The sequence below is a fragment of the Amycolatopsis sp. NPDC049868 genome, assembly GCF_044461365.1.
In the GTDB taxonomy this organism is placed as follows: Bacteria; Actinomycetota; Actinomycetes; order Mycobacteriales; family Pseudonocardiaceae; genus Amycolatopsis.
The window spans coordinates 16,881-30,591 of sequence record NZ_JBITKV010000008.1; the positions used below are offsets into that span (position 1 = coordinate 16,881).

13 protein-coding genes are annotated in these 13,711 nt (G+C 70.1%); 10 read left to right on the plus strand and 3 right to left on the minus strand.

Going from position 1 to position 13,711, the window contains the following annotated elements; all coding sequences use genetic code 11:
* The first annotated feature begins 96 nt into the window (after nucleotides 1-96).
* Genes ACIBTM_RS29130 through ACIBTM_RS29150 form a run of 5 tightly spaced genes read left to right on the plus strand, consistent with a single transcriptional unit; the run spans nucleotide 97 to nucleotide 5,009 of the window.
* Nucleotides 97-822 carry a hypothetical protein gene (locus tag ACIBTM_RS29130; protein WP_395880678.1) on the plus strand — a complete coding sequence of 242 codons (726 nt, stop codon included), beginning with the start codon at nucleotides 97-99 and terminating at the stop codon, nucleotides 820-822.
* Nucleotides 819-1,856, plus strand: a complete 1,038-nt coding sequence (locus ACIBTM_RS29135) for a GNAT family N-acetyltransferase (protein ID WP_395880349.1) — start codon at nucleotides 819-821, stop codon at nucleotides 1,854-1,856. The genes ACIBTM_RS29130 and ACIBTM_RS29135 overlap by 4 nt, the downstream gene beginning before the upstream one ends.
* Nucleotides 1,850-2,953, plus strand: coding sequence for a hypothetical protein (locus ACIBTM_RS29140; protein WP_395880350.1), 1,104 nt, complete (start codon nucleotides 1,850-1,852; stop codon nucleotides 2,951-2,953). The genes ACIBTM_RS29135 and ACIBTM_RS29140 overlap by 7 nt, the downstream gene beginning before the upstream one ends.
* A complete protein-coding gene (locus ACIBTM_RS29145) occupies nucleotides 2,950-3,993 on the plus strand; it encodes a GNAT family N-acetyltransferase (RefSeq protein ID WP_395880351.1) in 1,044 nt (347 codons plus the stop codon). Before ACIBTM_RS29140 ends, ACIBTM_RS29145 begins: the two co-directional genes overlap by 4 nt.
* Complete coding sequence (locus ACIBTM_RS29150; RefSeq protein WP_395880352.1) at nucleotides 3,987-5,009, plus strand: GNAT family N-acetyltransferase; 1,023 nt, start codon at nucleotides 3,987-3,989, stop codon at nucleotides 5,007-5,009. Before ACIBTM_RS29145 ends, ACIBTM_RS29150 begins: the two co-directional genes overlap by 7 nt.
* Nucleotides 5,010-5,012: 3 nt before the next feature.
* Here ACIBTM_RS29150 and ACIBTM_RS29155 read toward each other — a convergent pair whose 3' ends face one another.
* On the minus strand, nucleotides 5,013-5,687 hold the full coding sequence (locus tag ACIBTM_RS29155; RefSeq protein WP_395880353.1) for a TetR/AcrR family transcriptional regulator: 675 nt from the start codon (nucleotides 5,685-5,687) through the stop codon (nucleotides 5,013-5,015).
* 112 nt (nucleotides 5,688-5,799) lie between these two features.
* On the opposite strand from ACIBTM_RS29155, the gene ACIBTM_RS29160 reads away from it, so the two are divergent.
* From ACIBTM_RS29160 to ACIBTM_RS29175, 4 genes are read left to right on the plus strand one after another with little or no spacing between them, the layout of a single operon-like run.
* Nucleotides 5,800-6,240, plus strand: coding sequence for an SgcJ/EcaC family oxidoreductase (locus tag ACIBTM_RS29160; RefSeq protein WP_395880354.1), 441 nt, complete (start codon nucleotides 5,800-5,802; stop codon nucleotides 6,238-6,240).
* A 30-nt stretch (nucleotides 6,241-6,270) separates the two neighbouring features.
* Nucleotides 6,271-7,071 (plus strand): siderophore-interacting protein, encoded by an 801-nt coding sequence (locus tag ACIBTM_RS29165; RefSeq protein WP_395880355.1) that lies wholly within the window; start codon nucleotides 6,271-6,273, stop codon nucleotides 7,069-7,071.
* A gap of 10 nt (nucleotides 7,072-7,081) precedes the next feature.
* Nucleotides 7,082-8,317 carry a serine hydrolase domain-containing protein gene (locus tag ACIBTM_RS29170; protein WP_395880356.1) on the plus strand — a complete coding sequence of 412 codons (1,236 nt, stop codon included), beginning with the start codon at nucleotides 7,082-7,084 and terminating at the stop codon, nucleotides 8,315-8,317.
* Between the two features lie 9 nt (nucleotides 8,318-8,326).
* Entirely contained in the window at nucleotides 8,327-9,556 is a 1,230-nt protein-coding gene (locus tag ACIBTM_RS29175; protein WP_395880357.1) for a styrene monooxygenase/indole monooxygenase family protein, read from the plus strand.
* On the opposite strand, the gene ACIBTM_RS29180 is transcribed toward ACIBTM_RS29175, so the two are convergent.
* On the minus strand, nucleotides 9,532-10,995 hold the full coding sequence (locus ACIBTM_RS29180; RefSeq protein ID WP_395880358.1) for an alpha/beta hydrolase: 1,464 nt from the start codon (nucleotides 10,993-10,995) through the stop codon (nucleotides 9,532-9,534). The genes ACIBTM_RS29175 and ACIBTM_RS29180 overlap by 25 nt on opposite strands.
* A gap of 174 nt (nucleotides 10,996-11,169) precedes the next feature.
* Between ACIBTM_RS29180 and ACIBTM_RS29185 the strand changes: the two genes are divergently transcribed.
* The gene (locus ACIBTM_RS29185) at nucleotides 11,170-12,660 is read left to right on the plus strand and encodes an FAD-dependent monooxygenase (RefSeq protein WP_395880359.1); all 1,491 of its coding nucleotides are present in this window, start codon (nucleotides 11,170-11,172) and stop codon (nucleotides 12,658-12,660) included.
* Between the two features lie 55 nt (nucleotides 12,661-12,715).
* On the opposite strand, the gene ACIBTM_RS29190 is transcribed toward ACIBTM_RS29185, so the two are convergent.
* Nucleotides 12,716-13,705: a TIGR03842 family LLM class F420-dependent oxidoreductase gene (locus ACIBTM_RS29190; RefSeq protein WP_395880360.1), complete on the minus strand. Its 990-nt coding sequence runs from the start codon at nucleotides 13,703-13,705 to the stop codon at nucleotides 12,716-12,718.
* Between the last annotated feature and the right edge of the window lie 6 nt (nucleotides 13,706-13,711).

Consider the following 13,711-nt stretch of genomic DNA (forward strand, 5'->3'; position numbering starts at 1 on the left):
GCGGGGTATTCCCAAACCGCCGGTGATGACGCAGGCTTGCGCGCCATGTGGACTGTGGGGGTGAATGCTGCCTGGCGGGCCGCCTACCGGCGGTCGGTGCGGTCGGCCTTCGCGACTGTGCCGTTCTATCGCGAACGCTGGGCACTCGACGGCAGAACGGATCCCGTGCTGGTGCCCGGTCGCACCGGGACGGATTCCGGCGCGGCGCCACTGGCCGAGGCGGTGCACAAGATCGTCGACCTGGTACCGCTCGCCGGTGGCGCGCAACGGATCGAGCCGAGCCGGGGCCTGGGGCCCGTGCTGCGCAAGGCACGTTCGGTGAGCGGAGACGCGCTGGTCGTCGTGCTCGGCGGGGACGGGGTGCGGCCGCCGTCGGACCTGCCGAGCGGGGTTCGTTGCTGTGTGGTGGATCCCGACGTCCCGGCGCCGAGCGTGCTGGCGGAACTGTCCTCCGCCCTTCGGCGTGGCCGTCGCGTGCTCGCGGTCGGCGACGACAAGCAGCTGGCCGTCTTCGCCGCGGCCTTGCCCGAAGACCGTGCGTACCGGGTCGAATCCGTACCGCGACGGGAACTGGACACAATGGACTCCGGCCCGTACGGGGTGCTCCACGATCCGGCGCTGGGCTACCTGGGCGCGATCGAAGAATGCGGCCGCTGGCACCTCGACTGGCCCCGCGTCTACGCGCGCCCGACGACGGGCGGTCTCGCGTTCACGTTGCTGCGCCAGGATTCCCCGCGCTTCGTGGACGTGCTCCCGGCCGGCGGCGTCCGCGGCGAGATCGCGCCGTGCCCGCGACACGGGACGCCGGTCGTACTCACGTGAAGACAGGTTTCCACGATCCTCGCACCGATCCCGTTCCCGTCGGCTGGCCGGAGTTCTTCCGCGCCGCCCGCCTGCATCCGGTGTGGGACTACGACGTGATGGGGCTCGACGCCTGGACCGCGCGGAACCCGCCGGTGCTCGCCACCGTCTCGGACGGCGCCGGGATCGTCGCGGCGTTCTCGGTGCTGGTGTGCCGTCCCCGGTTGCGATACCGCTTCGCGCCGACGCCGGGACACCGGTTGCTGCGCCCGTTCTGGGCCGAGGTGTGCCAGCCTTGGCTGAGCGGCTACCCGGGGCTCGCGTTCGCGCCGGAGGTCACCGCCGCCGACCGTCGTCCGCTGATCCGGGAATTCGAACGGTCCCTGCGCCGGAAGCTCGGCCCCGGCCTGCTCGGAGTGCTGTACCGGGCGTTGCGGCAGGATTTCGCGCAGGACCTCCAGGGCCGCGGGCGGCTGGTGAAGGCCGTCGATTCGGTGGCGGTGCTGGAAAACCGCTTCGCTTCGGAAGACGAATGGATCGCGTCGCTGCCCAAGTCGCGGCGGGGCGGACTGCGACGGCAGCGGCGCAGGATCGCCGACGATCCCGGTGTGGTGGTCGTCGGTGGCGCCGGCCGGGAAGATCTCGACAGCGCCGAGGTCGCGACCCTCATCCAGGGGCATCGTGAGCGGCACGGCAAGCTCGCGCTCGACACCAGGACGCCGCCCTCGGCCGCGTTCCTGCACCGGTTCCTGCGGCGGCCGGACGTGCACACGCTGACCTACACCGGCGCGGACGGCAGGCTGCTCGCGGTGAACACCTTGCTCGACCATCCGGACAGCCCGGCGAAACAGCATTGGGGCACCTTGCCGGTGGACGAAGGCGGGCGGCAGGGACTGCTGTTCGACTCCTACATCCACGCCATGCGCTACGTCACGCGGCGCGGGGTCAAGGAGCTCACCGCCGGGCGCGGGCTGCCCGAACTCAAGGCCACGCTGGGCTTCCGGGCGCGCCCGGTGTATTCCGCGGCCGTGCCGAGACCGGTACTGGGATGGTGACGATGAAGGTGGCGGCGAGGAGCACCGGTTTCGAGGTCGAGGTGCTCGATCCGAGGAGCGCGGCCGAACCCGCGGGCTGGCGGGAGTTCCTGCACCGGGCGAAGCTGCTGCCGGTCTGGGAATACGAGGTCCTGCGCCGGGAAGCCTGGCTGGCGAAGAACCCGGCGGTACTCGCGGTGCTCCGCAGAGGCGATCAGGTCGTCGGCGCGTTCACCGTGATGGTGTGCCGGAGCTGGCGGGCGGGGGAGTTCGCGCCGCTGTCCGTCCGCGGTGGACGGTTCCGTCCGCGCTGGGCCGAGGCCTATCTCTGGCAGCTCAGCGGTTATCCCGCCGGGGTGCTCGACGAGCGGCTGGACGAAGCCGAGCGGCGGGAGGTGGTCCGCGTGTTCGAACGAGCACTATGCGCTCACGTCGGCCCTGGGCTGCTGGGCGTGATCTACCGCGCGATGAATCCGGAACTCCTCCCGGCGTTGGACGGCCGAGGCCGGATGTCCCGGGAGATCGACCCGGCCGCCGTGCTGGCCAACGCTTACTCCACTGTGGACGATTGGGAGCGGACACTCGGCGACGAGAGCCGGAAGACGCTGCACGAACTGCGGGAAGACGGGGACCTGCGCACCGAGGCGGCCACCGCCCGGCGGGACCTGGACTGCCACGAACTCGCCGTCCTGCTCAACGCCCACCGCGCCAGGCAGGACGAACGGGCCTGGGCCGGCGGGCAGCGGTCGCGGTTCGGCGGGCTGCACATGGACACCCGGAGCCCGATCGCACCGTCCTATCTGGACGCGCTCGTGCGCCGCCCCGACGTCATCACCCGTACCTACCGTGACGGATCCGGACGGCTGCTGGGTTTCGGCACGCTGTTCGACGCATGGGGCGAATGCGTGCTGCACCAGTGGGCCGCGCTGCCGAGCGCGGGCGGGGGACGGAAGGGGCTCTATGTCGACTTCTACGCCAGGGGAGTGGAACACATGATCACGCACGGGCGCCGCGAACTGACGGCGGGCCGGGCGATGCTGGAGAACAAGACCGCGCTCGGCTTCGGCACGAGGTCGCTGGTGTCGGTCGCCGTGCCGAGACCGGTGCTGGGCCGATGACCTGGGACGTGCGGGTGCTCGACCCGCGAACCGATTCCGAACCCGAGGGCTGGGCCGCGTTCCTCGCCGTCCAGCAGGCGCCGGTTCCGTGGGACTACGGGTTGTTGAGGGTGGAGTCGCGGTTCTCCCGCAGTCCCAACGTCCTCACCGTGATCAGTGCGGGGGGAGAGATCGTCGCCGCGGTGCTGGCGATGCTGTGTGCCCCGTTCTCCCCGGATCGTCCCGGTGCCGTGCGCGGTCCGGCGCGGCTGGGACCACGGTGGGCCGAAGTGCAGCACGCGTGGCTTTCGGGGTATCCGCCGTGGTTGTTCGCGGACGGGCTCGACGCCGCCGACCGCCGGGAGATCATGCGCCGGTTCGAGCGAGCCGTCTGCCGCTTCACCGGGCCCGGCTGTGTCGGTGTCGTTTACCGCACCGTAGCGCCGGAATCGCTCGACATGTTGTCCGGGCGAGGCAGGCGCGTATGCGACACGATGCCGACATCGGTGCTGGAGAACCGGTTCGTGGACATCGAAGGGTGGCTGGCGTCCCTGCGCCGGAGCAGGCGGCTGAGCCTGCGCGGTCAGGCGAGGAAGATCGCCGCGGATCCGGATGTGATCGTCCGCACCGAGGCCGCCCGCACCGACCTCGACGCGTCGGAACTGGCCGGCCTGCTGCGGGAGCACCGCGAGCGGATGGGGCCGGTGAAGTTCGACCGGCGCGGTCCGGTCACCGCCGAGTACCTCGCCGAACTCGTGCGCAGGCCGGACGTGCTCACCACGACCTACCACGACGGCGAAAGCAGGCTGCTCGCGTTCTCCACCGTGCTCGATCACCCGGTGGCGCCGCTGCACCAGCATTGGGCCGCGGTCGCACCGGAGGAGGGGCGGCCGAAGCACCTCTACTTCGACGTGGTCATCCGTAACGTGCGCTACATGATCGAGGGCAACCGGAAGTCCCTGTCGATGGGGCGGGGGCTCACGGAGCTGAAGGCATCGCTCGGTTTTCAGCCGGTCCCGCTGCGAGGGGTCGTCGTGCCGAGGCCGGTGATCCGATGGTGATCGAGGTGCTGGACCCTCGGCGCGACGCGGAGCCCGCGTACTGGAGATCGTTGCGGGCCAAGGCCGGTCTGCGCGCGGACTGGACCTGGGAGGTGCTCACCGCCCAGGCGTGGGCGGCGCGCACCGAGCAGCCGATCACGGTCCTGCTCGATGACGGGGAACCGCGTGGCGTGGTGAGTTCCGCGTGGGTCACCGGATCGACGCGGCGGCACCGGTTCGCCCGCCCGGCGGGGCGTGGCCGGTTCGGCGGGCTCGACGTCCGCTCACCCGGTACGGCCGCGATGCCGGGCTGGTGGTTCGACGGCGAGGACGCCGACGGTGGCGTCGGCAGGCTGCTGGGCACCTTCGTCCCGGCCATGCGCGAGGAGCTCGGCTTCGGTCTGCGCGGACTGCTGGTGCGCCAGGTCGGCGAGTCCGGGGTGGACAGTGTCCGCGGTGGGCTGAAGATGGTGCGCCGGACCGAGGACGTCGCCGTCCTCGACGTCACGCCGTTCTCGAGCCGGGACGACTGGGTGAACTCGCTGGCCAAGAAACGCAAATACAATCTGCGCAAGATCTTCCGTACCTTCGAGGCCGACCCTTCGATCGAGGCGAGGGTCGTACCGGGTATCGACGCGGATCCGGTCGAGATCGCGGAATTGCTGCGGCACAACGAATCCAAACACCATGATGTGCCGATCGTGCCGCTACCGGCGTTCGTGGGCTACTGGAGCGCCCTGCTGCGGCAGCCCGACGTGCACCTCATCTGCTACCGCGAGACCGCCACGGGCCGGGTGATCGCCATGACGACCCTGCTCGATCACCCGACCCTGCCGATCGTGCGCAACTGGGCGGCGCTCCCGCCGGAGCTGGGCGGACGTACCAACCTGTACTTCCACTTCTACGGAGAAGTGGTGCGCTGGGCGTTGGAGACGGGGCGGCCACGGGTGATGTTCGGCAAGAAGATGTCCGAGACGAAGGCGTCGCTGGGAGCGAGTCTGGTGCCGCAGTACGCGGCCGCGGTCGCGCTGCTCTGACCCTCACGAGGAGCTGGAGGCCAAGCCGCGCAGGAAGAGGTCGATGGCGAACTCGAACCGCTCCTGCGCGGTCTCCGCGGTGAAGTACTCGCCCGCGCCCAGCAGGTTCGGGAAGGCGCCGGGCGGGAACGACGTCATGTACTCGACCATCCGCCTGCCGCGGTCTTCCTGCTCGGCGAGGTCGATGTCGCCGTGTAGCCAGCCGGCGCCTTCGTAGGCGAACGCCTTGGCGTAGAGCCATAAAGCATCGGCGGCGAACAGTGCCCGCTTGAGATCGAGGCCGCCCGCGCGCAGGACCGCGAGCATCGCTTCCGCCTGCTGCAGGGCGTTCGCGCCGACCGGGACGGGGATGGCCCACGCGATCTTGGCGATCCCGGGAACCGACGTCAGCGCGCGCACGTTGTCGCGCAGCAGTTCCTTCGCCTGTTCGATCCAGCGATCCGGGTCGGGCTCGGGGAACGGGCCGAAGTCGAGGACGTGGTCGACCATCAGCTCGTGGAGCTCTTCCTTGTTCGCGACATGGGCGTAGAGCGACGCCGGGCCGGTCTCCAGCGCCTTGGCCACACAACGCATGCTCACCGCTTCCAGTCCATGGGTGGCGAGGAGGTCCAGTGCCGTCTTCACCACGAGCTCCTGGGACAGCACGGGTTTCTCGGCGCGACGCCGGGGCCTGCTCACTTCGTTCGCCTCCTGATCCGGGGTTCGCCGGGAACTCTACTTGACGCGAACGGTGTTCGTCTGTAGAACAGTGTTCGTCTAACGAACGCTGTTCGTCCAACTGGAGGAAGCCATGACCGAACGACAGGACGAAGTGCTGGCGGTGCTGGGCAAGCTCGCCGACGCGTGGAACGACGGCGACGCGGCCGCGTACGCCTCGCATTTCACCGAAGACGCCGACTACGTGACCTTTTTCGGGATGAACATGCCTGGCCGCGCGATCATCGAAAGCGCGCATCGCGCCTTGTTCGAGGGGCCGCTGCGGGGGTCGAAACTGGTCGCGGGCGGCGGCGAGCCCAAGGTCCGGTTCGTCCGGCCGGACGTCGCGATCGTCGTATCCGGCGGCGGGTCGTCGCTCTCCGATGGCGAACCTGAGCCTGGCCGGGAATCGACGCTGACGTATGTCCTCGTCGAGGAGTCCGGCGGCTGGCGCGTCGCGTCCTTTCAGAACACCCGGGTGAGCGATCCGGCCGCCGGTGCCCCGGCGGGCGGGGAGAGGCGTACGCTCGGTTAGGTTCACCTAAGCCAGGAAGAAGGAGTGTGGATGGCCGAGGCGCGGAGAGCGGTGTCGGCGACCCGGTTGCGGGTGCTGCGCACCGAGCGGATCACCCCGCACATGGTCCGGATCGTCGCTGGGGGCGAAGAGATCGCCTCGTTCCAGCCCAACGACTTCACCGACGCCTACGTCAAGGTGCACTTCCGGGTGCCCGGCGTCACCTATCCCGAGCCGTTCGACCTGGCGCGTGTCCGCGAAGAGCTGCCGCGCGAGCAGTGGCCGCGGATGCGCTCCTACACCGTCCGGGCCTTCGACCCGAATCTCGGCGAACTGGTGCTCGACTTCGTCCACCACGGTGACGAGGGGGTCGCCGGACCGTGGGCCGCCGCCGCGAAACCCGGCGACGAACTGCTGATCTCCGGGCCCGGCGGGGCGTACGCGCCGGGCGAGGAGGCCGACTGGCATCTGCTCGCCGGTGACGAGAGTGCCCTGCCGGCGATCGCCGCCTCCCTTGAGGCGATGCCGGCGGGTGTTCCCGTGCACGCGTTGATCCTCGTGGAGGACGCCGCCGAGGAGCAGTCGCTGACCACCAAGGGCGACGCGCGGATCACCTGGCTGCACCGGAGCCGGGGCGACGATCTCGCGGCCGCCGTCCGCGCGCTCGAGTGGCGCGAAGGTGTCGTGCAGGCGTTCGTCCACGGCGAGGCCGGGTTCGTCCGGGACCTGCGGCGTCATCTGCTGGACGACCGGGGCATGCGGCGCGATCTGCTGTCGATCTCCGGATACTGGCGGATCGGGAAGACCGACGAGGCGTGGCGACTGGAGAAACAGGCCGAGCGGAACGCGTAGCCTCGGTCGCATGATCGAGCTGAAGGTGGACGTCGACCCGGCCGAGGTGGGTTTCGACGCGGAGCGGCTGCGACGGATCGACAAGCACTTCGACGGATACCTGGAGCGAAACCGGCTCCCCGGATACCTGGCCGTGGTGACCAGGAACGGGAAGGTCGCGCATCTCGCGGCGAACGGGCAGCGCGACATCGAGGCCGGGCTGCCGGTCGAGACCGACACGATCTGGCGGGTCTACTCGATGACCAAGCCGGTCACGTCGGTCGCCGCGATGATGCTCGTCGAAGCGGGGCTCATCGATCTCAAGGACCCGATTTCCCGCTGGCTCCCGGAGTTCTCCCAGCCGCGGGTCTTCGCCGGGGGTTCGTCGGTGAAGCAGGCGACCGTGGCCGCCACCGAACCGATCCGGCTCTGGCATCTGCTCACCCACACCGCGGGGCTCACCTACGGCTTCCATCGCACGCATCCGGTCGACGCGGTCTACCGCGACGCCGGCTTCGACTGGGGCACCGCGCCGGGGCTCGACCTGGCCGGTGTCTCGGAGGCGATCGCAAGGCTGCCGCTGCTGTTCGAGCCGGGTTCGGAATGGAACTATTCGGTCGCGACGGACATCCTCGGCAGGCTCGTCGAGGTCGTCTCCGGGCAATCCCTCGACACCTTCTTCGCCGAGCGGATCTTCACGCCGCTCGGCATGCACGACACGGGTTTCCAGGCCGACCCCGGCGCTCTCGACCGGCTGGCCGCGCTCTACGTGCCGCATCCGGTCACCAAGGCGCCGTTCCGTCACGACGAGATGGGCGCCGTCGGCCGTGTCACGCCCACGTGCTTCTCAGGCGGCGGAGGGCTGGTCTCGACCGCCGGTGACTACCACCGCTTCACCCAGATGCTGGTGCGCGGCGGCGAACTCGACGGCGTCCGGCTGCTCGGCCCGCGCACGCTTCGGCTGATGGCGACCAACCACCTGCCCGGCGGGGTGGACCTGGAGACCTGCGGACGGACCGGGTTCTCCGAGGTGCCGTACCACGGTTTCGGCTTCGGGCTGGGCTTTTCCGTGCTCGACGACCCGGTGAAGGCCAAGACGCTCGCCAGCGCCGGGGAGTTCGCCTGGGGCGGCGCGGCGAGTACCGCGTTCTGGGTCGATCCGGACGAGGACATCACGGTCCTGTTCTTCACCCAGTTGCTGCCGTCGTCGACCTACCCGATCCGCGTCGAATTGAGGAACCTGGTGTATCAAGCCTTGCTCGACTGAGGGGGAGCCATGCGCCGGATCGTGGTGGTCGGGGCCGGTCAAGCCGGGCTGGTCCTGGCCTTGGGCCTGCAGCGGCACGGATACGCCGTCACCGTGGTCACCGACCACGACGCGGAAACGATCCGGGCGGGCAGGCTCATCTCGAACCAGTGCGTGTTCCACCCGGCGCTGACCCGGGAACGCGCGCTGGGCATCAACTTCTGGGACGGGCAGGCCCCGGAGATCCTCGGCGCTTCGTTCGGGCTCGCCGGGGATTCCCCGGAGCCCGCCGTCTCGTGGCAGGCCCGGTTCGACCATCCCGCGCAGTCGGTCGATCAGCGGGTCAAGGTGTCCGCCTGGCTGACCGCCTTCGCCGAACGCGGTGGCGAGGTGCGGATCGGCAAGGTGACCCCGGACGGGCTGGAGGAGTACGCCCGCGAATTCGACCTCGTGCTGGTCGCGGCCGGGCGGGGACCGCAGTTCGACGCCCTCTTCTCCCGTGACGACGCGCGTTCCCCGCACCGCGAACCGCAGCGGACCATCGGGATCCTGTACCTCGTATCCGGCCGGGACGAACCGCTCCCGGTGTATCCGGGGCTGACGTTCGGGCTTTCCCAGGCAGGTGAGCTGTTCGGCCTGCCGGTCCAGTCCGTGCGCGGGCCTGTCTTCGGTCTCGGGTTCTTCGGCGTGCCCGGCGGCCCCATGGATGTCTGGGACGGCGTCACCGACGTCGACGAGCACTTCGAACTCGCGAAGACGGTGCTGCGCGAACAGTTCCCGTGGGTGCGGGAGTCGCTCGCCGACGCGCGCCCGAGCGGACCGCTGGACGTCCTGCGGGGCCGCGTCCTGCCGATCGTGCGCGACCCGGTCGGGACGCTGCCGTCGGGGGCGAAGGTACTGGCGATGGGCGACGCCGCGGTGACGAACGACCCGATCGCCGGACAGGGCGCGAACATGGCGGCCCACGCGGCCGCGGTCTACGAACGACGCATCCTCGACCACGGCGACCGCCCGTTCGACGAGCCGTTCCTGCGCGGTACTTTCGCCGAATACTGGGAAAAGGCACAGCACGCGACCCGGCTGAGCAACGATCTGCTCGCTCCGCCGCCGGATCACGTGCTGGCCACCTTGGAAGCCGCGCGGACGGCGCCCGAGGTGGCGCGCCGGTTCGCGAACATCTTCTCCGACCCCGTCGACTACGCCGGTTGGCTCACCGACGAGGACACCGCCCTGGCTTACCTGGCGTCGAACGGCGCGTGATCCGGGGCGCAGACGGTACCGCGCGCCGGAAGGCGGCCCTGGGCCAGATAGGCGTCGAGAGCGGCATCGACACACGCGCTGCGGTTCGCGGCGCCGTGTCCCCACGCGTCCAGCGTCAGGAGCCGGGCATGGCCGAGGATGCGTTCGGTGCGCTTCGCTCCGGCGTACGGGGTTTCCGGGTCGCCCTTGCCGTTGGCCAGCAAGAGGATCGGCGCGGTCGGCCGGTTCCACGGTCCCGTGTACCGGGCCGGATCGGAGGCAGGCCAGAAGGCGCACGGCAGTGAGAGATACGCGTCGTACGAACCGAAACCGCGGCTTTCCCGGTCGCTCGCCCTGGCCGCGCGAGGCCAGGCGGCCGGGTCACGCGGGTTCGTGGTGTCGGCGCAGACCGTCCCGCCACCACCCAGCGCGGAATCGAACGGGGTCGCGATGGCCTTCGCCGCGGCGGGTTTCGTCGCGGACTGGAGGAATTCCGCCAGCGCGGGGGAGTTGGCCTCGTCGGTCAGCGCGTTGTGGGTACGCCGGATGACCTCCTGATAGGTGATCGCTCCCGGCGTGGCCTGCAGCCGGTCGAGGAGCGCGTCGTACTTGGCCCGCAGGTCCGTTCCCGGCTCGCGGAACGCGCATCGGGTGTCGGCCGCGCACGCGTCGAGGAACGCCTGCAGCGCGCGCTCCGCGTCCCGGAAGCCGCCGAGCCTGGTGCTGAACGGGACGTTCGCGTCCTCCGGACGGTGCCCGGTCGACCAGGCGATCGGATCGTCGACGGCGTCCAGTGCCAAGGCGCCGACGCGATGCGGGAACAGGTTGGCGTACACCTCACCGAGGTAGGTGCCGTAGGAGAGGCCGTAGTACCGCAGCCGGGGCTCGCCGACGGCTTCGCGCAGCCTGTCGAGGTCCCTGGCGACGTTCGCGGTCGACAGGTGGTTCAGCAGGGGCCCGGCGTTGCGGCCGCACGAGGCGGCCACCTCGCGGACGTCGGCGAAATGCCGGGTCTCCTGTTCGGTGGTGATCGGGAAGGTGCCGAAAACCCGTTTGAGCGGCTCGGTTTCGGCGTCGGACGTGAAGCAGCGGACCGGCGTACTGGCGCCGACCCCGCGCGGGTCGAAGCCGACGATGTCGAACTGCCGGTGCAGCGACGGAGTCTGGAACTTGCTGAAGCGGCCGGGGTTCCCGGGGCCGCCGGGGTTGGTGAAGAGGGTGCCGCGTTTGTGCTTCTGGTCCGTCGCCGGGAGACGGCCGAGCGCGATGGTGATCAGCGGGCCGCCAGGGTCCTGATAGGACAGCGGGACTTCGATCTCTGCGCAGTCGTAGCCCGGCGGCGAGCCGGACGGACAGGAGCCCCAGTCGAGGTCTTTCGGCGCGGCAGAAACCGCGGGCGCGAGCGTGACGGCGGCGAGTGCGGTGAGGGTGAACACAGCGGCGATGCGGATTCTGGTCACCAGGCCAGCGTCTCGCCTCGCGGGCGCGCGATCCCTGGTGCTCGTACCCGGAAACATGGTGGGGTGAACCCCTCCATGTTCAACATATAGCGCACCGGGGGGCTTGCGGCAAGACCCCGGTGATGCCGCAGAATCCTCGGCCGTAGCCAGAACAGGCCGAACAGGAGTGAAGATTTGACGGACGTCGACGTGATCATCGTGGGTGCCGGCCCGACCGGTCTGATGCTGGCCGCCGAACTGCGGCTGGCAGGTGCGCGCCCGCTGGTCCTGGAACGGCGGCCGGAACAGGGGAAGACTCCGAAGGCCCATGGCCTCAGCGGGCAGATCCTGGACCTGCTGCACTATCGCGGCCTGCTGGACCGGGTGCGAGGGCTCGTCACCGATCCCGTGCCGCCGCACCGCTTCCCCTTCGGTGGGGTCCACGTCGACCTCACGCGGTTCGACGAGCCGCCGCTGAAGGCGCTTTCGGTACGGCAGCAGTCGCTGGAGCGGCTGCTGGAGGAGCACGCCACGGAGCTCGGCACGGAAGTGCGTCGCGGGCACGAGGTCGTCGGGTTGCGCCAGGACGACGAGTCGGTGACCGCCGAGGTGCGCGGCCCGGACGGGACGTACGAGGTCACCGCCCCGTATCTGGTGGGTTGCGACGGCGGGCGCAGCCCCGTCCGGTCGATGGCGGGGATCGGCTTCCCCGGCACCACCTATCCCGAGGTGAACCGGATCGGGCAGGTCAAGATCCCCGAAGGTCTGACCGTGCACGACAACAGCGACATCGAAACGCCGGAGCTGGGCCGGATCAAGGCGGGTTTCACGCGCACCGACACCGGCGTGTTCGCGCTCGGTTCGCTCACGCCGGGGATCGTGTTCATCCAGACCACGGAGGACGATCCCGGCGAGGTCGACGACGACGTGCCGATGACCCTGGCCGAACTCGGGGACAGCATTCGCCGCGTGCTCGGCGGGGACGTCCCGCTGGGCGAACCGGTCCGGCTCTCGCGCTACCAGTTCTCCGCCCGCCAGGCCGAGCGCTACCGCGAAGGCCGGATCCTGCTGGCGGGCGACGCGGCCCACCTGCTGCCTTCCACCGGCACGGCGATCAACGTCGGCATGTCCGACTCGGTCAACCTCGCCTGGAAGCTGGCCGCCGAGATCCAGGGCCGGGCGCCGGAAGGACTGCTGGACACCTATCACGCGGAACGGCACGCCGCCGGCGCGCGTGCGCTGCTGCAGTCCCGGGCACAGGTCGCGTTGCGGCGCGGGCACGACGAAGCGGCTGAAGCGCTCCGCGCGGTCTTCCAGGAACTGCTGGACGACGAGCAGGCCGCGCGACGGTTGTCGGCCCACGTCGCCGGGACCGACACGCGCTACCCGATGCCCGGTTCCACGCACGCGCTCGCCGGCACGTTCGTCCCGGATCTCGCGCTGGAGACCGACGACGGGGCGACCAGCGTCGCCGAGCTGCTGCGGGCGGCGCGGCCGGTCCTGCTCGACCTCGCGGGCAGGCCTGACCTGCGTGAACTCGCGCACGGCCGGGCCGACGTCCACACCGCGAAGACCGAGGACAGGCCCGCCGACGTCCTCCTGATCCGCCCGGACGGCTACATCGCTTGGGCCGGAGACGACGCCGAGGGCCTGCGCGAGGCCCTAGCCGCCTGGTTCGGGGCCTGATCCCACGCGTTTCGTCCTCTGAATGCGGACGCATTCAGAGGACGAAACGCGGTCGTCAGCGGTTGACGACCTCGGAGCCGTACCGCTTCAGGGTTTCCTCGCGCTGATCGTGCATCAGGTACAGCGAGAACTGGTCGACACCGAGCGAAGCCAGCTCCTCCAGCCGGTCCACATGGGCCGAAGACGGCCCGAGCAGGCAGAACCGGTCCACGATCTCGTCCGGGACGAAGTCGGTCGACGGATTCCCCGCCCGCCCGTGGTGCGAGTAGTCGTAGCCCTCCCGCTCACGGATGTAGTCGGTCAGCTCGCGCGGCACCGGCCCGGAATCGCCGTACCGCGCCACGAGATCCGCGACGTGGTTGCCGACCATCCCGCCGAACCAGCGCAGCTGCTCCCGCTGATGAGCCAGATCGTCGCCGACGTACGCCGGGGCCGCGAGGCAGATCGTGATCCCGGCCGGATCCCGCCCGGCCGCGCGAGCGGCCTCGCGGACGGAACCGATGGTCCACCGGGCGATCGCGGGATCGGCACATTGGAGGATGAAGCCGTCGGCGTGTTCGCCGACCGTCTTCAGCGCCTTCGGCCCGTATCCCGCCATCCACATTTCGAGCCTGCCGTTGCGGATCCAGGGGATCCGGACCGGCTTGTCCCGCAACAGGACTTCGCGTCCTTCGGCCAGTTCCTTGACCACGTGCATGCAGTCGCGCACGGTGGCCAAAGTGGATGGTGGCTTGCCGACCACCCGGTGCGCCGAGTCGCCGCGGCCGATGCCGCAGACGGTCCGGTTGCCGTACATGTCGTTGAGCGTGGCGAAGGTCGACGCCATCACCGACCAGTCCCGGGTGGCCGGGCTGGTCACCATCGGGCCCACGATCATCGACGACGTCGCCGCGAGGATCTGCGAGTAGATGACGAACGGTTCCTGCCACAGCACGCACGAGTCGAACGTCCAGCCGTAGCGGAAACCCTGGTCTTCCGCCGCCTTCATCAGCCGCACGAGATCGCGCGCGGGCGGATCGGTCTGGAGCACTATCCCGAAGTCCACGGCCAC